Raw genomic sequence first — 20,778 nt, 5'->3', positions numbered from 1 at the left:
TCATCCTTCCTCTCGTGTCTGGCGGCCATCGCCGCCGTGTTCTTCTGGCTGGTCGAGGAGCGCCCGCAGCCCGCGCACCGGTACGGCGTATCGGCCGCCGATGCGCAGCACCCGGCACGGGAACGCGCCTGCCTTGGCTAGGCGGTATGTCTTGGTGCGGCCCATGCCGAGCAGCCGCCCGGCCGCCAGCAGGCTCACCACTTCCGGGCGTCCGGCTGTCTCGGCGTCGAGGGGCTGGTTCGGGGTTGTGCCGGTCATGCATCACCTCCATGCGCGTGGATGAATAGGGGCAGGTCGGGCCGCGCGGGATGCGCGGCCCGGTGCGGCCGGGCGGGCTGTGGTGGGCGCTACGTCACCAACCCACCCCCGCCCCGTCACCGGGCCGGGGTGTGGCCGTCCCGTTGGCGACGGGCCGGTCACAGCCCCCGGCGTGCCGGGGTTCGGTGCGGGGTCGGGGTTGGTGGCGGCGGTATCGACGCCCACCTTGTTGGCCCGTGTCAAGCGAAGTCCGCAGGTCAGGGCTCGAATCCCTGTTCGCGGCCCGCATCCGGGCCGGGAACAGGGGCCCATGGGGCGCTACTCCAGCTCGTGGCCCTCTGGGAGGTGGGGGTCGGGCGCGGCCAGCCCCGGATGAGGCGTTGCTCTCGTGCGGTAGATGAGCAGGTCCTCGTGCGCGACTGCGTGGATCGGTATGCCGCGCGCCCATGCTTTGCGGGCCTCGTGGAGCTGAAAGAAGCTCGCTCGGTTCAGCAGGACGCCGTCGCCGAGCCCGCACAGCAGGCAGGCGATCCGGTCGGCGAACTCCAGCCCCGCTTCCTCGGCGAGCTGGTGGACGTGGCCGGGCAGGTCGACCAGCTCACCCCGCACCCGGTACGGCCGCACGGTGACCGCCACCACCCCGCCGGGCCGCAGCAGACTCGCGCACCCGGCCAGAATGCGGCCGAACCCATGCAGCAGCGCCGGGAGTTGCTGGTGGGCGAGGTTGCCGCGATCGGCCGAGTAGTGCTGGTTCCACTTGCGCACGCCCGGTTGGCCGGTGTCGCGGGTGGAGCGGATGTGGCCGTGGGTGTAGGTGCCGTATGGCGGCGAGGTCAGCACCAAGGCTGCCTGCCTGGCCAGGTCGGGCAGCAGGTGGGCGATGTTGCGGGCGTCTCCGGCCACCACCCGCCCGAACCCTTCCGCGCCCTGTTTGCGGGCGTGGGCGAGGTTGGCGACCGCCAGGCGCGCCCATTTCTCCTCATACTCCACACCCGCGGCGTGCCTGCCGAGGTGTGCGGCTTCGACCAGGGTGGTGCCGATCCCGCACATGGGATCGACCACCAGGTCCCCCGGAGCGGTATAGGTGCCGATCACGCGGGCCGCGATGGACGGCAGCATCTTGCCCGGATGCCGCATCGACTCCGGCAGATACCGGCCCCGCCGCTGCACCCGCGAGGGCTGCTGACCGGTCGCCCACACGGACTCCGTCATCGTGGCGTGCGTCTGCTCGGTCATCAGTGAGCACCTCCGGCCTTCGCCACGGAGGTCGCTGCGTGCGCACGTGAGCTCGAAGGCATGGTCAGTTTGCGGAAGAGCAGCACGTCGCTGTGCGCGGGTGCGCTCGCCGTCGACCCGGAGCGCTCCGGCCGTTCCTGCCAGGTGTCCAACTTGCCGCGTTCGCAGAAGCGACGGCTGCTGGAGGCGGGCCGGCGCAGGGCGATGATGTGCTGCAGATACACCAGCCCAGCCGCGTGTGCCTGGGTGATGATCTGCGGCAGCGGGTCGGGCGCGCCGTCGGCGCGGTGGTGGCCGGTGATCACGGCCAGGTGCCCGCCCGGCTTGACCAGCCCGGCAGCCGTGGAGATGTCGTAGAGCAGGGCGTCTTCGGCCGAACATGGGTACTCGGGGCTGGGCTGGTTGCACAGTTGCTCCGACACCACCAGCCCGGCGCTGCCGGTCAGGTCGGCCAGCAGCGGTGGGGTGTCCGCGCCCGGCGCGTTGGTGATGCGTGCGTCGACCCTGTGCAGGTCGTAGTCCGGGTGCAGGCGGGCCAGCCGCGTCCAGGTGACGCCCGCCTGGCGCGCGTAGGTGTAGATGGCGACCGGCAGGCGGCCAGCCGTCAGCGCGGCCGAGGCCACCTGGTGGTCGCTGGCGGTCAGGTGGATGACTCTCTCGCCTATGCGGGTGCAGGCAGCGATGAGGTGGCGGGCCAGCGGGCCGCTGACCGGGTGGCAGCAGCCCGCCTGGCAGGCGGCGTCCGTTTCGCAGTCGGCGGCGGCCAGCCACACCGTCAGCGGCAGATGCCCCCGCGCCGGGTCCGACACCTCACGGTTCACCGTGAGGTGTCCGCGCGGATCAGCGGTCAGTACGGCGGGTGCGCCGTACTCGTTGTGGAAGTCGTAGTCGAGGGTGATGCGGTGGTTGATGGGCTTGGTCATGTGGGTGTGGCCCGAGCACCGGGTCACTGATCCCTGTCACTTATCCAAATACCTGCCGCCAGGGTCGAGTTGGGACGGGCCGTCAAGCAAAGATCGCGTCATGCCGGTCCGTGTCACGCTCACCATGCTCCCCGCAGGAAGGCTCCTTCCTCGGTAATGCACAGGCTGTGGACAGCCTGTCGGGAGGCGGTGGTATCTGCCAGATCATCGAGGCCATCCCGGCATCCGGTCGGGCGCATTACCGCACCTCACCTACGCTATTCACCCAACGTGTCCGCTCGACTACGCCCATACTGGTGCGGCAAACGGGTCGGACGCTGGAGGGGGTCCGGCCCGTTCGGGGGCGTCCTGCCCCCGGCCGCCGTTCGCGCCGGGCCAGCGCCTCACCTCATCGCGGCCCGGCAGCCAGCCCCACCCCACTGCTGACACTGTTTTCGCAGGTCACAGCGTTTTCGTACAAGTTCCGGGCAACGCCTGGCGGGGGCGGCAGACGCTGAGAATGTTCCGTTGCAGCGAATGTTGGGCGTTGTCACCAAAGGCAGGTGGGCGGCGGTCTTCTCATCGAAGTGTGATGGGACCGGTCAGTGCAGGTTCAGCCGGTGCTGTGTGTGACACGAGGACCGAAGTTGACTTGAGACTGAGGCTTTGAGGGTATTTCCGCGCGTTCGCGTTACTGGCCCGAAAAGTCACGCGTTAGCGATCCCGGCTGGGTGGCAACGTCGTGCTTTGCGACCAGAGCCACACGGGCATGGGGCGTTCTTCGCCACCTCCCGTCCAGGGCCAGCCGCACCATCGTTTCCGGTGGCGATCCCATTCGATCGTGCCTTGCGTCGCCCCAGCATTCGCCATCTCTCCAGGAGGGGAGGCAGATGCGGCTGCTCCAGCAGCCAACGACTGACGGCGTTAAGGGAGCCTCCACTCACCCATTTACCAGGGTCAATGGAGCTAAGATCCATGCACTGGAGGGCCGTCCTGCGATAGCCGGTGAGTCGGCTCATCCCCTGCACGCGGGCTACATTGGGCAGAAATGCCGCGCCCGCCACCAACGCGGCGAGGGCCACACTTCCGCCCTTGTCATCGACCTGGTTGAACATGGCAATCAGCTCGGCCTCCGCGCCATGAACCGGGGGAACGTTTTCGACGGCGAGCAGCTTCTCATAGCGGTCGGTGAGCTCGTCCGGCGTCTCGTACGAGAACTCTGCTCCATAGCCGCTCTGGACGAAGTGGAGGACGAAGGCGCTGTTCTGCAACCCTGATCTGGCGGCCACGAGACCCTCGGTCTTGCGGAAGCCCGCCATTCTGATGACCTGCTGTCGCCGCGTACCACGACGCCATTCGTCACCGAGCCGATGACGAGGAGAACTCAGATGCGGGCAGACTTGCGCCGAATAGACGGCGCAGATCTCGTGCACAGGTGCCTCACCGCACACAACACCATCATCTAGATCTCCGCCGCCGGCTTCCGCAAAGGAGATGACCTGCCAGCGCAGTTCCTCGCCGAACGGCAGGCCGCACACTGCACACCAGTCGAACGTAGCAAGGGCCAGCTTGCGTTTCTCATTGACACTGCCGAAGTGCACTGCTTCATCGGCATCACGTTCCACTGTCGCGATCACGGGATAGCCCCTGGAATCAGTGGCCAGGTGAGCCAGTCGCCGGGGCACTAAGACAGAGGTAGGCCTCATGCCTCCAAGATGCCATCAAATGACCTTCACTACTGCCTCAATTGCCATTCGTCCTCCACTGCGTGCGATGCGAGGGCCGCCATGCGGCTTCACCCATCGTGCTTGCGCGGCTGTGCCCTCAACCTTCGGTGGGAACGCTCAACCTTCACTGCGACAGGTCAGAGAACAAGCCTCTGCACGGATGAGGCTGTGGAAGGTGGACGGGTTGCCGAGCCGTATGGATGAGCTGGCCGAGCGCCGTTTGGTCAAGCTGGTCGTTCAGGTGAAGGCGATGATGGCCGCCAATCTGAAGCCGGAGTACGGCGGCTTCTACGGCCAGCTTCTGCTCGCCCCGGACGCGGTCGCGGAGCTGGGTGAGCTGGCCGAGGTCCCTAAAGCCGCCCGTGCACCAGCCGGCCTCACCTTCCCCGGCCGGCCGGATGACGAGCCCGGCCAGGGCCTCTGAACGCCTGTCCGACGGCCGTCGAGCGCGATGACGGTGCCGCAGGTGATCGTCGACCGCGCGTGAAGCGAGCCGCCCCCAGTTCAGGGCGTCTACCCCTTTGATGCAAGCTTGACCCGAGAATCTCGGACGAGCCTTGTTCTCGCAGGTCAGCACAGGTTTCCGCGCCCAGTTCCACGGCAGGCCGCAACCCGCCGCCCGATGGGCCCACACGGCCAGATTCTACGTTTTCGCAGGTCATACATGGTTCCGGAGCATCAGTGAATGCTGGTGTGGTCTTTGCCGTGCCCGATGTCTGATCATTTTCTGTGGGTTTCTTGTACGGGCGCTCTGACCGGATGGCGACGTCTCAACCGCCTCTCCGCATCGGGAGCGTCGCCCATGTTCCACACCTCGGTCCGCCTCTCCACGGACACCACCCCGGCCACCACCACCACCGCCGCGACCTTGACGGCCTCGGCCACCACACCCGCATCCCTCGCGAGTTCGCTGCCGCTGGATGTGGCCGGGCACGCCTTCGACCTGCTCATGCGCGGCCCCGAGCCGCTGTCGGTTGACGGGGCCGCCCTCGGTGAGGGGCTTCCGGCTCGGCTGATCCCGCTGGATGAGCTGCGGCAGCTTCTGCTGCGCCGGTCCTGCACGCGCACCACCCGCGACCACGTCTGGCGCCACCTCATCACCCAGGCCCGCGCCCACCGGGGTGCGTGGATGGTGGCCGCCGTCGCGCTGGCCCGCCCGATGCTGGGCCGCCTGGTCACCGCCCTCACCACCAAGCTCCCTACCGAGCACACCGACCATCCGGACCGGCTCGCCCGCATGGACCAGGAAGACCTCGAAGCCGAGATCCTGACCGCCTTCATGGAAGCCCTCATCCGGGTCAACCTGGCCTGGTCGCACCCGCTGCTGCGGCTGTCCCGGCTGACCCAGTACGCCGTCCTGCGGGCATCCGCGGTCGAGCCGCCGCGCCTGCTGGACGACCCCGACCTGCTCGACCATGCCGAGAACGGGCAGCAGGCGCTCTCCTACCCGGCCGGCCACCCCGACCTGCTGCTCGCCCAGGCAGCCGCCGAAGGGGTTATCACCCAGGCGTCGGCGGAGCTGATCGGGCTTACCCGGCTGGAGGGCATCCCGCTCTCCGCATATTGCCGTCGCCGCGGCCTGCTCTACTGCACCGTCCTCAAGCGCCGTCAGCGGGCCGAGAACGCCCTCTACCAGGCGATTCTCGCCCGCCGCCTGTAGCGATCGGACCGCGCGCCAGCGGGGACCCGCCAGCAAAGAGCGCGCAAAGTCCGCTGGCCGCCCTGTCCGATCTCGGCTCTTCGACCAGGTCTTTGGACAAGTGAAGGCAGCGCGGATTTAAGGGGCGCCGAGCCCGGCAGCGGGACCTACCTGGTCGCCGGTCCCTGTCACCCGGCCCAGCCCACCACTCCACGCCCTCGAAGGAGGACGCCCACCCGGCCCCGCCGCCGGGCCCGGCCCCCTCCGCGCCGCCTCCGCCATCGCACCACCCGCCAGCTCGACCAGCACCAGAACTTCCGGGGGACAGCCCATGACCCGCCCACGCCGCACCACCACCTCACAAGCCCACAGCCTCAAGATCGCCCTGGCCGCTTTGTTTGTCCTCGTCACGATCGCCCTGGGGGCATTGCTCAGCTACGCCCTCGCCCACGCCACCACGACCGCTACCGCCGCCACCGTCTACGCGCCCGGCCGGGTGCTGGCCGCGCCGCCGGACTCGCTGAACACGGTGATCGACAACCTGCGCAACGTCATCGTCGGTCTCCTCGTCGCCCTCGCCACCCTGTTCCTGACCGTGGCCGGAGTTCGCTACATCCTGGCCGGTGGCGACCCCGGCGAGGTCGAGTCCGCCAAGAAGGGCCTGCGTTACGCCGGGCTCGGGTATGGGATCGCCGCCCTGGCCCCGCTCCTGGTGACCATTCTCAAAGGCATCGTGGGCGCGGAGTGAACCGCCTCCATCAGAGGCGACGACCGCGCATCCGGGCAAGCTGGCTGCACCGCGCGTTTCTCGTCTGGGCGCTGCTCACGATGACGGCCATTGCAAGCTCCATAGCGACGCCTGCACCGGCCAGCGCCGACCCCACACCCACGCCATCACCCACAACGAGCGCCAGCCCGAAGCCGTCGCAGGTGACCTGGATTCCACCCGCCCCACCATCCACCACCTCGCCGTCGGCACCGGGCGGGGTGGCCGAGTGCGGGTGGATGGATGCCGGGTGCAAGCTCAACCAGGCGATGAACGGCTGGTTCACCAGCCTGGTCACCGACGCCATCAAACCTGCCTTCGTCCTGGCCGGCAGCGCCCTGCTGGCCGCGCCGCCGCCGCTGATGCTGGAGCGGGTCCGGGAGCTGAACGGCCACGTCCGGTTGATCGCGAACGCGTTGCTGGTGTTGATGGTGCTGGCGGCCGGGGTGATCGTGATGGCCTACGGCAGCTCGGGCCTGTCCACCACACCCGGCGAGGTCATCCCGCGCCTGGTGATCGCCGTCATCACCGTGAACGCCTCGCTGACGATCTGCCAGCACGCCATCGAGCTGGCCAACGCGATGGTCGCCGCGCTGCTCGGTGACGGTGTGGACCCCGCGCGGGCGGGGAACTTCATCGCGGCCAAGGTCGACGGCCTGATCAAAGACCCGAAAGGCATCGTGCTGTTTCTGGTGCTGCTGATCGCGGTCGCGGTGGTGATGGGGTTCGTGCTGGCCTTCATCGGCATCATCCGCATCACCCTGCTGCTGTTCCTCATCATCGCCGCACCTTTGGCGTTGCTGTGTCATGCGCTGCCGCAGACCGAGGGCGTCGCGAAGCTGTGGTGGCGGTGCGTCGGCGGGCTGCTGGCCATCCAGATCCTGCAAGCCATCGGCCTGATCCTCGCGTTCAAACTGCTGCTCACAGATTCAGCTGCCGCTTATCCGCTCGCCCCCGCGAACCCGAGTACCGGGGATGCGATCGGGGCGATGCTGCGGCCCACCGCGAACCGGGCCCTGGACATTCTGATCTTGATCGGTGTCTTGTTCGTGCTGATCAAGATCCCCGGTTGGGTGGCTCGCACCATCTGGCAGCAGGCCCAGCCTCAGCTGCTGAAACGGCTGATCAAGGCCGTGATCATCTACAAGACCCTCGGAGCCGCCCGCGCCCTCGGCCAAGGCCGTCGCGCAGCCGCCGCCGGCAAAGGGGCCAAGACAGCCACGCACCGGCACGGCGGACCAGGCCGAGGCAAGGGCCGTGGCGGCGCTGGCCCCAAGCCGGGCGGCCCGAACAAGCCCAAGCGACCCGGACCCAACTCATCGACGGGAGCCGCCATGTCCAACCGCAAGGCTGCCTGGCAGCAGCTTGAACTCCCGCTCAACCTGCCAGCCCATAGCCCAGCCCCGCCGACACCGGAAGCCGCCGCCGCATTGGCCCGGAGAGCCCGGCAGGGCACCCAGCTTGCGCTGCCGTTCCCCGTCACCCGTGTCCCGCGCCCACCGACACCGCCCGGCACCGCGCCGCCGCGTACGCCACCGGCAGGCCCGTGGATTCGGCCCCGGCCGCCGTGGGTGCAAGACCGGCTGCCCGGCATGCCCACCCGCGCGCCTCGTCCCGGCCAGCTGCGTCTGCGGCTTGATCCGCCGCCCCGCCGCATCCCGCGCACCCAACGCCAGCCACGAGGAGGGAAGTCATGAAGCCCGAGGTTGAGCCGCCGCCGCTGCTGGCTCGTATCCCGGCCGACATCAACCAACCCGACAAGATCGCCTACGGACTCACCATCCGCCAACTCCTCATCGTCGCCCTGACCGGTGGGATCGCCGCCGCCGTCTACTACCTGCTCCATGAGCTTCTGCCCGTGGTCATCCTGGCGGCGATCCTGCTTCCGCTCGTCGCTCTCGGCATCGCCATCGCCCTCGGACGGCGGGACGGGCTGAGCCTCGATCGGTTCGCGCTGGCCGCACTGCTGCACGGCCAGGCCAGCAAGAAGCTGGTGGCCGCGCCGGACGGAGTGACCCAACCGCCGAGGTGGTGCCGCCTGCGCGGCAAGCTGCCCGCCCCGCTCCGGCTCCCGGTGCGGGCGATCCGTACGGACGGGGCGCTCGAACTGGCAGATGGCGGTGTAGCCGTGCTGGTGGAGACCGGCACCCTGTCCTTCCACCTGCGCACCACCGGCGAGCAAGCCGCGCTCGTCGGCGGGTTCGGCCGATGGCTGAACTCGCTGGAAGCCCCCGTGCAGCTGCTGGCTCGAGCCCGGCCAGCGGATCTGACCGACCTGGCCGAGACCATCGACGCCCGAGCCGAGGCCCTGCCGCACCCGGCGCTGGCCCAGGCCGCCCGTGAGCACGCCGCCTACCTGGCCGACCTGAACACCTCGCGTGAACTGCTGCAGAGGCAGGTGCTCGTCGTGCTTCGTGACCACTCCGCCAGCAGCCGGGGGCGGCGCTCGGTACGGCGCGACGCCTCGGCCGCGGTCGTCTTGCGGCGAGCCGCTGAAGCCGAACGCGCGCTGGCCTCGCTCGGTGTGACCACCCGCGTGCTGGACGCCGACGAGGCCGCCCAGGCGCTCACCGAGTGCCTCGACCCCGGCGCCCGCCATGCCGCCGGCCAGGCACTGCCAGACGAGCTCATCACCTCCGCCTCGGTCAGGAGCACCATATGAAGCTGCGCCGCCGTACCCACGCCCCGGAGCCGAGCGCCTTGACCCACCCCGCCGCTGTCGGTGTGGGCGTGCGGACCCTCACTCTGCCTAGCGCCGTCTGCGCGTCGTTCGCGGTGACCGGCTACCCGCGCGAGGTCGGCGCAGGGTGGCTGGAACCGCTGCTCACCTACCCCGGCCATCTCGATGTGTCCCTGCACATCGAACCGATTCCGCAGCAGGTCGCCGCGATGCGGCTGCGCCGCCAGCTCGCCCGCCTGGAATCAGCCAGCCGCACCGACGCCCAGCACGGCCGCCTCCAGGATTTTGCTGCCGAGGCCGCCGCCGATGACGCCACCGACCTGGCCGACAGCCTCGCCCGAGGCCACGGCCGCCTGTTCAAGGTCGGCCTCTACCTCACCGTCCACGCCCCCAACGAGCCGGAACTATCCGCCGAGGTCGACCGCGTCCGCGCGCTCACCTCCTCACTCCTGCTGGATGCGCAACCGGCAACGTTCCGCGCCTTGCAGGGATGGACCACCACGCTGCCGCTCGGCGTCGACTCCCTGGGCATGACGCGCACTTTCGATACGACAGCGCTCGCGGCGAGCTTCCCGTTCACCTCGCCCGACCTCGCCACCGAGATCGGCCAGACGAGCGTGCTGTATGGGTTGAGCGCGACCGGCTCCGGCGTCGTGCTGTGGGATCGCTACGGCCAGGACAACCACAACTCCGTCGTCCTCGCCAGAAGCGGCGCTGGCAAGAGCTACTTCACCAAACTCGAAACCCTGCGCCTGCTCTACCAAGGTGTCGAGGTCGCGGTCGTCGACCCCGAAGACGAGTACGCCCGCCTCGCGCGAGCGGTCGGCGGCACCTGCCTGCACCTCGGCGCGGCCGGAGTTCGATGGAACCCGTTCGACCTGCCCGCCAGCCACGGCCCCCGCGATGACGTGCTGTCGCGGCGGGCGATGTTCCTGCAGACCCTGATCGCCACCATGCTCGGCAGCCAGCCCACCGCCCAGACGCGGGCAACGCTGGACTCAGCGATCCTGGCCACCTACCAAGCCGCCGGAATCACCCGCGACCCGGCCACCTGGACCCGGCCCGCACCCCTGCTCGCCGATCTGGTCACCACCCTGACCGAAACTCAAAGCGGGGAAGGCGGCGGGTCAGCGGGAGCCGAGCTGGCCGCGCAGCTCGCCCCCTACGTCTCCGGCTCCTACCGCGCCCTCTTCGACGGACCCACCACCACCCAACCCGCCGGGCACCTGACCGTCTTCTCCCTGCGTGATCTGCCGGAAGAGATGAAAGCGGTCGGCACCCTGCTCGCGCTGGATGCCATCTGGCGGCGGGTGGCCAATCCGCGCGACCGGCGCAAACGCCTGGTCGTGGTGGATGAGGCGTGGCTGCTGATGAAGGAGCCCGAAGGGGCGAAGTTTCTGTTTCGGATGGCGAAGGCGGCCCGTAAGCACTGGGCCGGGCTCGCGGTCATCACTCAGGACGCCGCCGACCTGCTCGGTAGCGAGTTGGGGCAGGCGATCGTCGCCAACGCGGCCAATCAGATTCTCCTTCGCCAGGCGCCGCAAGCTATCGGTGCGGTCGGGGACGCCTTCGACCTGACCGACGGCGAGCGCCAGTTCCTGCTCACCGCGGAGCGAGGCGAGGCGCTCCTGGTGGCCGGGCCGGCGAGCCGAGCCGCCTTCCACATCATCGCCTCACCCGCCGAGGCGGCCCTGGTCACCACCGACCCCGCCCACCTGGCCGAACTCGACCAGCACGCCGAGGTCAACCAACCACCTGCGCCACCGCCTATGCCGACCACCTTCACCGCAAAGACCAACACCAACACCAACAACCACGACGATGAGGAAGGCGACCCGCTTTGAACCACTCGATCAGCACCGACCCCGAGAACCCGTGTCTGCTGTGCGGGATCGATGAGCACGACGTCCGGAAGGCTCTCGACTTCCTGGCCGAGCTACCCGCCCGGCTTCCGGAGTTCGCCCTCGCCTACGGCCCCTACCTGGCCGCCGCCTGGGCCGTCACCTGGACGGCGGTCCGTGCGGTGCGCTGCCTGCTCGGCTGGGCCCACCACGCCGACATGACCCCCCAGGCCCGGCTGATCGAGATCTCCTCCCCGCCGCGCAGCGACCCCGAAGGCGCCCTCGTCTTGTGGCGGCAACTCGTCGGGCTGCTGCGGCCCGCGTGGGCGCGGTTCTTCACCGGGCAGCCGCACCTGGTGTGGGAGTACCACGGCAGCGACGCCGGAGTCCGCATCCGCCTCTGGGTACCCGGCACCATCCCGCCCGGCATCGTGGAGAAAACCATCCAAGCCGCCTGGCCCGGCGCAACCACCACCACCTCGCCCGCCACCTCACCCCTGCCCGAAGGCGCGCAGGTCGCGGGCGGACGCCTGGTGCTGGCCGGGCCCGAGCACTTCCCGCTCACCACCGACCACGACCACGACCCCGCCCGCTCCCTGCTCGAAGCCATGAGCGGCCTGCGCGAAGGCGAACACGCGGTCGTGCAGATCCTCGCCCGCCCCACCACCGGCCGCCGTCTCCGCCACGCTTACCGCGCCGCCGCCCACCTACGCGGCGGCGGCAGCCGCAACCACATCGGCCGCCTCTTCGACGCCATCCTCCCCATGCCTGCCGACTCGCATGACCACCACCGGACCGGCGAGCTGGCCCGTGACTTCCCCGAACGCGCGGAACAGGTGCGGGTGATCCTCGCGAAGGCCGGTCAGCCGCGCTATGAGGTGGCCATCCGCTACGCCGTCTCCACCAGCCGCCAGCCCACCTCCACCCCACCGGCCGTGAGTCTCCGGCCAGACCACGCGGAGTCGGACTCGGGTTCGGGCTCTGGTGATCTGGTTCGTGGGTGGCTGCGAGGTCAAGCCCACACTCTGGCCGGCGTCTTCGCCTTGTTCACCGGCAGCCACCAGTACCTGCGCCGAGCCCGCCTCTTCCGGCCCGCCCGCGTGATCAGCTCGCGGCGTCTCGACCGCGGCTACCTGCTGTCCGTCGCCGAGCTGGCCGCGCTCGCGCACCTGCCGTGGGACATCGATGCCCCCGGCGTCACTCGCGCCGGGGCCCGCCCCGTCGCCCCGTCACCGGCCGTACCGCGCAACGCGACGGGCGGCACGGCCCGCGTCCTGGGCGACGCCGACAGCGGCCCCCAACGGCCCATAGCGCTCCCGGTGCGGGACGGGCGGCATCACACCCACGTGCTCGGCGGCACCGGCGTCGGCAAATCCACCCTGCTCGCGAACATGGTCCTGGCCGACGCAGCCGCAGGGCGAGGCGCCCTGGTCATCGACCCGAAGGGCGACCTGATCACCGACATTCTCAACCGGCTCCCAGCGCGGGCCGTCGGCAGGACGGTGGTGTTCGATCCGCAGGACCCGGCTCCGCCACCGTCGATCAACATCCTCGCGGGGCACGACCCGGCCTTCGCGGTCGACTCCGTGGTGACCATCTTCCACCGGTGCTTCTCCACAGCCTGGGGACCACGCGTGGACGATCTGCTGCGTTCCACCTGTCTCACGCTCACCTCGGTCCTGGGTCGTAAGGCGACCTTGGCGGATGTGCCGAGGTTGCTGACCGACTCGGCGTTCCGTACCCGGACCACGGCCGAGCTACGTGATGAGCTGCTGGCCGGGTTCTGGGACTCCTACGAAGCCCTCACCCCGGCCGGGCAGGCCACCGTCATCGGCCCGGTCATGAACAAGCTGCGCGCCGTGCTGCTGCGGCCGTTCGTGCGGCAGGCGCTGGCCAGCCCGGACACCACCGTCCCCATCGGCCAGCTACTCGACCGGGGCGGCTTGGTGCTCGCGCGCTTGCCGAAGGGCATCCTCGGCGATGACGCGGCCCGGCTGTTCGGCTCCATCCTGCTGGCCCACACCTGGCAGGCCACCACCCGCCGCTCGAACCTTGCCGAGGTCGACCGGCCGGACGCCTCCCTGGTGATCGATGAGTGTCATAACTTCTTGAACCTGCCTGGTCACATCAACGATGTGCTGGCCGAGGCGCGTGGTTACCGGCTCTCTCTGGTGCTGGCCCACCAGCACCTCGACCAGCTCCCCGCCGACCTGCGCGAAGCACTCTCCGCGGACGCCCGCAACAAGGTGTACTTCAACGCCTCACCCAAAGACGCCGGCGAGCTCAAACACCACACCGCCCCGCTGCTCACCCCGCACGACCTCACCCACCTGGGCGCCTACCAAGCCGCCGCCCGCCTGATCGTGGACGGCCAGCAAACGACAGCATTCACCCTGCGCACCCGGCCCCTGCCCGCCGCCGTCGAAGGGCGTGAGGCGGAGATCCGGCACGCCTCCCGCCAGCGCTTCACCCACCAGGCAGCGGCCAGGAGATCAGGCCACACAGCGGAAAGAACCGCCCTCGACGCGTCCGGCCAAACCTCCTCCGATACCGGCCCGGCCGCCACCTCAGACCCCAGCCCTTCCTGAACCCGGCCATCCCCGAACGCGGCCATTCCCGAACGCGGCCGTTCTCGAATCCGGCCCTTCCTGATCGACCGTTGTCCTCGCCCTGCCCGCACACGGAGGTTCGCCATGCCCAACAAGCCCTGCGGCTGCTCATGCTCTTGCACGCCGACCCATCCGCCCACCGCCCGCAAGGCGGCCCGCAAGCTGGCCCGGCTCACCATCCAGCCCCTCCCGGCGTCCCAGCCCCGCCTCGACCCTGCCGCCCTGCCCGCGCTCGCCGCCCGCCTGACCGAACGCGACTTCCAGATTCTCGACCACCTGCACCGGCACCAGGTCCTGACCACGCACCAGATCCAGCGCATGTTCTTCGGCATCGTGCAAGCCACCCGGGCCCGCATGTCCACCCTGCTCGCGCTCAACGCCGTCGTCCGCTTTCGGCCCTGGGCCGGATACGGTGCAGGCTCGGCCCCGATCCACTGGGCGCTGGGCAAGGCCGGAGCGCACGTTCTGGCCGCCCGCCGCGAGGTCACCGTGAAAGAGCTCGGCTACGACCCCGACACCAAGGTCTCCGCCTCCTCTCGGCTCCATCATCAAGTCGGCGTCAACGACTTCTTCTCCCGCCTGCACGCCCACGCCCGCCACACCCCCACCGCCGCATTGAAGGCATGGTTGTCAGAAATGGAGTGCGGCAGACGGTGGGGCGACTTGGCTCGCCCCGACGCCTACGGCTGCTGGACCGAGAGCAGCCGCCAGATTGACTTCTTCCTCGAGCACGACACCGGCACCGAACCCCTCAAACGCGTCGCCGCCAAAGTCGACCACTACCGCGACCTCGCCGACGCCACCCGCTTCTCCACGCCCGTGCTGTTCTGGCTGCCCAACCGCACCCGCGAAACCAACCTGCGCAAACTCCTCGCCACCCACCTCAACGACGATGAGATCCCGGTCGCCACCGCCGTCCACACCCACAACGGCGACAGCCCGGCCGGACCCATCTGGCTGCCCGCCTTCGCCGAGGCCGGGCAGCCGCGCATGCGGCTGGCCAACCTCGACCAGGGATGGCCCCACCTGACCCTCGGCACCATCCCCGACCCGCCTGACACCAGCCAGGACGAGAACGCCTTCCTCGACCGCATCTTCGGCCAAGAGGGGAGTGAGAGGTGAAGACCGCCGCGGCCGGCGCCGCCCTCCTGCTGCTCATCGTCTTGGCGTTTCTCGCAGCCGCTACGAGCATCCTGACCGGCTCGGGCACGCCCGGCGGTGTGGCCTGCGCGATCACACCCGATGCACCGATGACCAGCAGGGAGGGTGGACCGGTCGCGGCATCCCCGGCACCCACCGGCGTCGCCGCCGCCACGCTGACCTTGGACGGTGAGCAGCAGGCCCATGCGGCGCTGATTGTCCAGGTCGCGATGGAGCGCGGTCTGCCCGCGCGGGCGGCGGTGATCGCCGTTGCGACCGCTTTGCAGGAGTCCAAGCTGCGGAACCTGGCCTACGGGCACCTCGACAGCCTCGGGCTGTTCCAGCAGCGTCCTTCCCAGGGCTGGGGAACGCGCGAGCAGATCCTCGATCCGCGTTACGCCACGGGCACCTTCTATGACCATCTGGTCAAGGTGAAGCGGTGGGAGCGGCTCCCGCTCACCCAGGCCGCGCAAGCCGTTCAGCGTTCCGGATATCCCAACGCCTACGCCCAGTGGGAGCCGCTCGCCCAGCGCGTGGTCGACGCGCTGGCGGGAACGTGTGTGACCGTCATCCCGGGCGAGCAGGTCGCCGCCGTCATCGCCTACGCCCACGCTCAGCTCGGCAAACCGTATGTGTGGGGAGCCGAAGGACCGAACGCCTTCGACTGCTCCGGACTCACCATGCGCGCCTTCCAAGCCGCCGGAATCTCCATCCCGCGCGTCGCCGCCGACCAATGGCGGCACGGCCCGCCCATCTCACGGGGGCAGGAGCAGCCCGGCGACCTCGCCTTCTTCCGCATGGAACCCGACGGGCCCGGACACGTCGGCCTCGTCATCGGAGGCGGCCAGATGATCCACGCCCCCAACAAGCGAACCGTCGTCAAAATCGACACCTACCAACGCCATGACTTGATCGGCTTCTCACGCCCGGCCGCCCACGCACCCACCGGCCGGACCGACCCGCGCTAACCCGCCCACAGCCCCCGTGGCGGCAGGACGGCAACCGTGGCCGGGGGCGGGGCCATGGGGGCGGGGGACGCCGTACCGGGCCCCCGTAGGGCCGCACCGGGCCCACAGCCGCCCGGCCCATGATGCCTACCCGCCCGACACCGTCACGGCGGCGGGTGACGCCATGAGCCCGGTGCCGCATCGACGAAAGTCCGTAGGTGCAGACATAAATCCGCAGGTGAAGGGCCTTTTCCTGTTTCTCGAAACTTGTGGTCACGCAGAGCGATGTGACCGATACTGGCCGGGACATCTCCAGTAGATCCAAGTGAAGGAGCTCCCCATGCCCCCCGTGTCCGCTGTACGGCTTGCCGCGTTCCCGCTCGTCGTCACCCTCTCCGAGTACCCCGATGAGCCGATCAAGATTCGGGCCAAGCACAAGGTGGCCGGCATGCTTCTGCTCTATCGCCACCAGGTCAAGAGCCTGGACCCAAGCTGGAACGTGCCCGGTGCCTACATCCTGCTCGACCGCCCCGATGCCGAGGGCCGGTGGGGAGCCTACGTCGGCAAAGCCACCAACCCCGGACTCCGAAACCGCGTCCTGCAGCAGCTCAAAGTACGTGACCACTGGTATCGGGTGCTGGTCATCCGTTATGAGTCCAACGATGACGAGAAGCTGAACAGTGCCGAGGCCGGATGGTTGGAAGGCGAGATCTACTACTGCCTCGACAGTGCCGAAAACGTCGACCTGCACAACCGCAACCGGCCCCAAGACGCCACCCTGTCCATTGAGGACGAGGCCAGCTTGCGCGACTACATGATCCCCATCGAGTCCACGTTCCACCTCATCGGTCACGCCGTTCACCACCGCGACCCTCATGCTCCAGACGGCGGCGGCCCTGTCGTTAAGAGGATCAAGCCTGCACCTGCGCCGGAACCGCCTCGCTCATTCGTCAGCGTGCTCGGTCTCGGAACAAACCCATCTATTGAGGCCATCATGGAGAAGGGCGCCATGGTCAGGGCGGGTAGGCGTCAAACCCGGGCGACGCCCAAGCCGCCGGGCTCGCCTGTGTGAGCCGGTGGTGCAGGAGGTATGCCCCGGCCAGCGCACTGTTACTGTGCTGGGCGGGGCATACCCCTTGCGCTACCGGCTCAGGCGCTACCTCAGGTAGCCCTGGCCCTTGTCGCCTCCGTGCATCCGGCAGGCGAGTTCTTCCTCGGCCGTCAGCACGATGGCCGACAGCTCGGGTGCTTCGGTGGTCAGCGCCTTGTACAGGCGGTGCCAGCCGTCGATGATCAGCATGCCGCCGTTCGGCACGGTGGCCACGATCAGCGGCTCGGACAGATCCGTCTGGGCGGCGTGCTCGTGGTTGATGGAGATCAGTTGGAGCATGCCTGCCCATTCCCGGGGTTCGATCCGGCCCTGCGGCGCGCGGCCCTGGGTGAGCTTCTTGGCTTTGGTGATGTCCCATCGCCAGGCCATCATCTGGAAGAACTCCACCCCGTCGGCGCGTCCAGATGCGGAGGCCGTCATGCCCGGCTGGTGCGAGGCGGCGGTGGCAAGCTCACCGCTGGCGATGTTGCCGCTCATGCCATCCCCTCTTCACCGGATGAAGCAGCAGGACTTTGCTCCGCGGAGGCCGGCGCGAGTGCCTCGGCTTGAGCGATGAAGGTCCGGGCCGCGTCTCGCCGGATCAGGGCCATGGCCCGGTTGAGGTGAATGATGGAGAATTCGTGCTCGACCTCCGGTCCGAGGACGCCTACGACCATGGCGACATCCGGTGTGGGGTCGTCGTGGTCGAGGTAGGAGCTGATCCAGGCCGCGAATTTGGCCAGTGTCTGCTTCTGGGTCAGGCCCTGGCTGCGTCCCGCGTGCCGGATGTGCCGGTCGACCAGCAGCCACCAGGTGGCGAGGGTCTGGGCGCGCAGGGTGTCGTGGAACTGCTCGGCGGAAAGGTGTTCCCCCCGGCCGAGCCTGCGGGCGATGTCCTCGCTGCTGCGCCGCCGCGTGGTGCGGGCCTGCTCGATGATGGCCTCCATCGACAGCGTCTCGCCCGGCGCGGGCGCGGTGGTGAGGATGGCGGCGGCGGCTTCGCTGTCGGGTGGGGGTTTCGGGGTGTCGGGGTGCTGCGGGTGGTCGCTCACAGGGGTGTCCTTTCGTGGGGTGGTGACGTCAGCGCCGGGCGACGTTGACGGGGTCGGTTGGGCGTTCACGGCGTGTCCGGCGTGGAGTGCTGCGCCGGAACGGGTCCGGGGTGCGCGTGCGGGTCGCTGGGGTGGCGGGGGTCCACCGGCATGTCCGGCCCGGGATGGTCGGTTGCGTCGCCGGACTCGGCGAGGTGGTGGGTGAGGAGTTCGCCGCTGTCGTTGAGGAAGTCGCGGGCGGCCATGCGGGCGGCGTGGGCGAGGGCGTGGTCGAAGAGGGTTCCCGGTCGTCTGGCGGGGGCTTCGTTGGTCAGGAAGTGGCGGGCCATGGTGCGCACGCGTCGCAACGCGTGGTCGCAGGCCAGCCGCTTGAGGGTGATCTGTCCGTCGACGACGTCCCACCAGGCGCGGGTGGTCTGGGCGTAGGCGGCGGCGAATACCTGCTCGGCGGAGAGGAACTCGCCGTTCTGCAGGGCGGCGACGGCTTCGGCCGCTGCCGTGTAGTAGGCGTGCCGGGCTTCGGTGATCTTCTCAGTGGTGAGCTCATCGATCGAGCACCCCGCCTCCTCGACCGGTTCGGCGTTGGTGAGGTTCGAGCCGGTCGCGGCGCTGGCGGTTGTGCCGTACGGGGGAAGGGGGCCGGGCCCGTAGAGGTCGTTCATGGAGGTGGTCCTTTCGTTGGTGACATGGACGGTTGGTGACATGGACGAGCGAGGGGTGAGGGGTATGTGGGTGGGGCTGTCCGGGCGGCGGCGCGGGGCGGTCCCCGCGCTGCCGGGCGGACGGGATGTGAGGTCATGGCCGTATCCCGGCTGGGGTTAGAAGACGGGGGGCGTGGTCCATGGGTCGGGCAGGGGCCCGGCGTGTCCGCCGTAGGTGTCATCGGGGTGGGCGGCCGGTGTGGCCGGTGCGGGTGGTGCGGGTGGTGGGGTGAGGGCGTCGGCGATTCTCTGGGTTGCGGCGAGGAAGCCTTGGGCGGCGTTGCGGCGGGATTCGGCCATGGCCTGGGCGAACAGGCCGCCGCGAGATGGGCGGGCGCTGATCAGGAACTCCCGGGCGTGTTGCCGCACGGTCAGAATCGCGGTCCCGCCGTCCACGGTGTCCTCGATGCCGTGGGTGAGGTCGGTGACCTGCTGCCACCAGCTCATCCGGTGGTAGAGGTGGGCGATGCGGGCCAGGGTGGCGTCGTCCAGGTTCCCCTCGTCATCGAGGGAGCAGACACGGTCGAGAGCTTCGCCCAGCGCGTGGCGGGCGTCGTGGACGTGCTGACTGGCGCGCTCTTCGAGTCGACCCATGATGATGATCTCCTTCACTGTCAGGTGGTGGGGCGTGGTGGGCGGGGCGTCCGGCCCCGGCATGGGCCGGGGCGCTGGCGCGGTATCCGGGGGTGGGGCCGTGCCGGGGGTGGGGCCCGTGCCGTGCCCGCGCCGCTACGGCGGGGGCACCGGGCCGGGGTAGGTGCCGGGGTCCGGTAGGGCCGGGCCGGGGCGTGTGGCGGGCCGTACGCCCGCGTGACGCTGTGCCGCCCGGCGGCGGTGTCCGGTACGGCCTCCATCGGGGCCGTACCGGACAGCGGGGCGCGTTAGGCGGTGGCGAGTAGCCGGAAGGCTCTGGCTTTGAGTTTGGCGTTGTCGTGGTCATCCAGCAGGGCGCGCTCGGCGCGGACGGTGGCGACATCGCGGCTGCCGAACACCGGGGACTTGTGGTCCAGCCGTTCGGTCACCGCGTTGTAGGCCGCCCACCGCGTGTTACGAATCGGCTCCTGGGTGGGCGCGTCGTTGAACAGGTACTCCAGCTCCCGCATGGTCAGGTCGTGGTTGCGCTTGGTCAGGTCCTTGGCGTCCGCCGGTAGCGGGTGCAGGCGGGTCGCGAACTGGCGGAATTCGTTGCGGTCCATCGGGACGGCGAGCAGCTTCTCGGCCTCAGCCGCGAACGCCTGACCGTGCTTCCACGTGAGTTTCAGCGCCTCACGCGCTTCGGCGATGCGCCCGGCGACGTTGCCGGTATGCCGGACGGTGAACCTGGAGGCGTGGTTGGCCAGCGCCGCGCGTTCGGTGTTCGCGCACACCACGCGTACCGGGGTGGCGACCGTGGTGAACGAACCCCATCCGTCGTGCCGGGAGAACGCGGCGAGGTAGAGGTCGATCTGGTCGAACCCGCCGACCATGAGGGGTTCGGGAAGGCGCATGGTGATGAATACGCGCCGTCCGTTGTTCAGGGAGCCGCCGGTGTCGAAGATCGCTCCCGACTCGTCGACGAGGGTCTGGAGGAATCCGGTGACGTCTTCGTTTTGGAGGACCTGGTAGTCGCGTCCGACCCGGCCGAGGCGTTCGGGCTGGCGGGTGACCGGGTTGGTGCGCACGACCAGGAAGTCCTCGTCGGTGGTGACGGTGTGGCCGGTGACGGGGTCGGTCACCTGACCGACCGGCAGCTTGCGGACGTTCCACCCGGCGAGCTGGGCGTGGGACAGCAGTTCCTCGGCGGTCATCGGGCCGGGCGCGGTGTAGCCGAGCCCGTGCCAGCCGGGCTTTCCGGCGGCGGCGAATCCGGCCGAACCGTTGGCGAAGACTTCGATTTCGTGAGCCATGACAGATTCCCTTTCAGATGTGTGCCTATGTGCGGTGTTGTGGTGTGCGGGCATGCGGAACAGACGCGATGCCGCGAGCGGGTGTGGGGTGGTGGATTGGACCCCGGCGCGGTGCGGGCCGGTGATCTGTGCGGGCTAGGGGTGCCCGTCCGGCGCGGGGCCGGGTGCCCTGACGGTGGGGCCGCGCGGGCCGGGTTGGTTGCGGCGGGGTGGCGGGGGGGGCGGGGGGGGCGGCCCGGCCGACCCGCGGCCCGGGGTGGGCGGCGCCGCGCGGGGGGTCAGGGACCAAACACGAGTTGACGAC

At 69.5% G+C, this 20,778-nt stretch carries 20 protein-coding genes; 10 read left to right on the top strand and 10 right to left on the bottom strand.

Annotation, left to right across the window (positions count from 1 at the left end; translation table 11 throughout):
* From ACFWYW_RS25075 to ACFWYW_RS25060, 4 genes are all read right to left on the bottom strand, one after another.
* Positions 1–258: a helix-turn-helix domain-containing protein gene (locus tag ACFWYW_RS25075; RefSeq protein ID WP_379609318.1), complete on the bottom strand. Its 258-nt coding sequence runs from the start codon at positions 256–258 to the stop codon at positions 1–3.
* A gap of 318 nt (positions 259–576) precedes the next feature.
* On the bottom strand, positions 577–1,494 hold the full coding sequence (locus ACFWYW_RS25070; RefSeq protein ID WP_379609320.1) for a TRM11 family SAM-dependent methyltransferase: 918 nt from the start codon (positions 1,492–1,494) through the stop codon (positions 577–579).
* A complete protein-coding gene (locus tag ACFWYW_RS25065; protein WP_379609321.1) occupies positions 1,494–2,417 on the bottom strand; it encodes a hypothetical protein in 924 nt (307 codons plus the stop codon). Before ACFWYW_RS25065 ends, ACFWYW_RS25070 begins: the two co-directional genes overlap by 1 nt.
* Before the next feature lie 686 nt (positions 2,418–3,103).
* Positions 3,104–4,033 carry an SEC-C metal-binding domain-containing protein gene (locus tag ACFWYW_RS25060; RefSeq protein WP_379609322.1) on the bottom strand — a complete coding sequence of 310 codons (930 nt, stop codon included), beginning with the start codon at positions 4,031–4,033 and terminating at the stop codon, positions 3,104–3,106.
* Between the two features lie 250 nt (positions 4,034–4,283).
* On the opposite strand from ACFWYW_RS25060, the gene ACFWYW_RS25055 reads away from it, so the two are divergent.
* From ACFWYW_RS25055 to ACFWYW_RS25045, 3 genes are all read left to right on the top strand, one after another.
* Positions 4,284–4,547 (top strand): hypothetical protein, encoded by a 264-nt coding sequence (locus ACFWYW_RS25055; protein ID WP_379609324.1) that lies wholly within the window; start codon positions 4,284–4,286, stop codon positions 4,545–4,547.
* A 378-nt stretch (positions 4,548–4,925) separates the two neighbouring features.
* Positions 4,926–5,783, top strand: coding sequence for a hypothetical protein (locus ACFWYW_RS25050; RefSeq protein WP_379609326.1), 858 nt, complete (start codon positions 4,926–4,928; stop codon positions 5,781–5,783).
* 310 nt (positions 5,784–6,093) lie between these two features.
* Complete coding sequence (locus tag ACFWYW_RS25045) at positions 6,094–6,510, top strand: pilin (protein WP_379609327.1); 417 nt, start codon at positions 6,094–6,096, stop codon at positions 6,508–6,510.
* Positions 6,511–6,520: 10 nt separating this feature from the next.
* Here the strand turns inward: ACFWYW_RS25045 and ACFWYW_RS25040 are convergent, their stop codons facing one another.
* Positions 6,521–6,826, bottom strand: coding sequence for a hypothetical protein (locus ACFWYW_RS25040; RefSeq protein ID WP_379609329.1), 306 nt, complete (start codon positions 6,824–6,826; stop codon positions 6,521–6,523).
* Between ACFWYW_RS25040 and ACFWYW_RS25035 the strand changes: the two genes are divergently transcribed.
* The 7 genes from ACFWYW_RS25035 to ACFWYW_RS25005 all read left to right on the top strand — a co-directional run bounded on the left by ACFWYW_RS25035 (position 6,798) and on the right by ACFWYW_RS25005 (position 16,817).
* Entirely contained in the window at positions 6,798–8,225 is a 1,428-nt protein-coding gene (locus ACFWYW_RS25035) for a hypothetical protein (protein WP_379609330.1), read from the top strand. The two genes, ACFWYW_RS25040 and ACFWYW_RS25035, sit on opposite strands and share 29 nt — an antisense overlap.
* The gene (locus tag ACFWYW_RS25030; protein ID WP_379609331.1) at positions 8,222–9,190 is read left to right on the top strand and encodes a PrgI family protein; all 969 of its coding nucleotides are present in this window, start codon (positions 8,222–8,224) and stop codon (positions 9,188–9,190) included. Before ACFWYW_RS25035 ends, ACFWYW_RS25030 begins: the two co-directional genes overlap by 4 nt.
* Positions 9,187–11,052, top strand: a complete 1,866-nt coding sequence (locus ACFWYW_RS25025) for a VirB4 family type IV secretion system protein (RefSeq protein ID WP_379609332.1) — start codon at positions 9,187–9,189, stop codon at positions 11,050–11,052. The genes ACFWYW_RS25030 and ACFWYW_RS25025 overlap by 4 nt, the downstream gene beginning before the upstream one ends.
* Positions 11,049–13,637, top strand: coding sequence for a type IV secretory system conjugative DNA transfer family protein (locus ACFWYW_RS25020; RefSeq protein WP_379609334.1), 2,589 nt, complete (start codon positions 11,049–11,051; stop codon positions 13,635–13,637). The genes ACFWYW_RS25025 and ACFWYW_RS25020 overlap by 4 nt, the downstream gene beginning before the upstream one ends.
* A gap of 105 nt (positions 13,638–13,742) precedes the next feature.
* Positions 13,743–14,780, top strand: coding sequence for a replication-relaxation family protein (locus ACFWYW_RS25015; protein ID WP_379609335.1), 1,038 nt, complete (start codon positions 13,743–13,745; stop codon positions 14,778–14,780).
* Positions 14,777–15,766 carry a C40 family peptidase gene (locus ACFWYW_RS25010; protein WP_379609336.1) on the top strand — a complete coding sequence of 330 codons (990 nt, stop codon included), beginning with the start codon at positions 14,777–14,779 and terminating at the stop codon, positions 15,764–15,766. The genes ACFWYW_RS25015 and ACFWYW_RS25010 overlap by 4 nt, the downstream gene beginning before the upstream one ends.
* A 319-nt stretch (positions 15,767–16,085) precedes the next feature.
* Complete coding sequence (locus tag ACFWYW_RS25005; RefSeq protein WP_379609337.1) at positions 16,086–16,817, top strand: hypothetical protein; 732 nt, start codon at positions 16,086–16,088, stop codon at positions 16,815–16,817.
* An 84-nt stretch (positions 16,818–16,901) separates the two neighbouring features.
* Here the strand turns inward: ACFWYW_RS25005 and ACFWYW_RS25000 are convergent, their stop codons facing one another.
* From ACFWYW_RS25000 to ACFWYW_RS24980, 5 genes are all read right to left on the bottom strand, one after another.
* On the bottom strand, positions 16,902–17,333 hold the full coding sequence (locus ACFWYW_RS25000) for a hypothetical protein (RefSeq protein WP_379609339.1): 432 nt from the start codon (positions 17,331–17,333) through the stop codon (positions 16,902–16,904).
* Complete coding sequence (locus ACFWYW_RS24995; RefSeq protein ID WP_379609340.1) at positions 17,330–17,887, bottom strand: hypothetical protein; 558 nt, start codon at positions 17,885–17,887, stop codon at positions 17,330–17,332. Before ACFWYW_RS24995 ends, ACFWYW_RS25000 begins: the two co-directional genes overlap by 4 nt.
* Positions 17,888–17,952: 65 nt before the next feature.
* Positions 17,953–18,549, bottom strand: a complete 597-nt coding sequence (locus ACFWYW_RS24990) for a hypothetical protein (RefSeq protein ID WP_379609342.1) — start codon at positions 18,547–18,549, stop codon at positions 17,953–17,955.
* Positions 18,550–18,705: 156 nt separating this feature from the next.
* The gene (locus ACFWYW_RS24985) at positions 18,706–19,182 is read right to left on the bottom strand and encodes a hypothetical protein (protein ID WP_379609343.1); all 477 of its coding nucleotides are present in this window, start codon (positions 19,180–19,182) and stop codon (positions 18,706–18,708) included.
* A gap of 287 nt (positions 19,183–19,469) precedes the next feature.
* Positions 19,470–20,474 (bottom strand): DUF932 domain-containing protein, encoded by a 1,005-nt coding sequence (locus ACFWYW_RS24980; RefSeq protein ID WP_379609344.1) that lies wholly within the window; start codon positions 20,472–20,474, stop codon positions 19,470–19,472.
* Positions 20,475–20,778 lie beyond the last annotated feature (304 nt).

It is taken from the genome of Nonomuraea sp. NPDC059023, from assembly GCF_042740095.1.
In the GTDB taxonomy this organism is placed as follows: domain Bacteria; phylum Actinomycetota; class Actinomycetes; order Streptosporangiales; family Streptosporangiaceae; genus Nonomuraea.
Note: the sequence above shows the minus strand (reverse complement) of the source record. Positions and strands in the feature narration are given on the sequence as shown.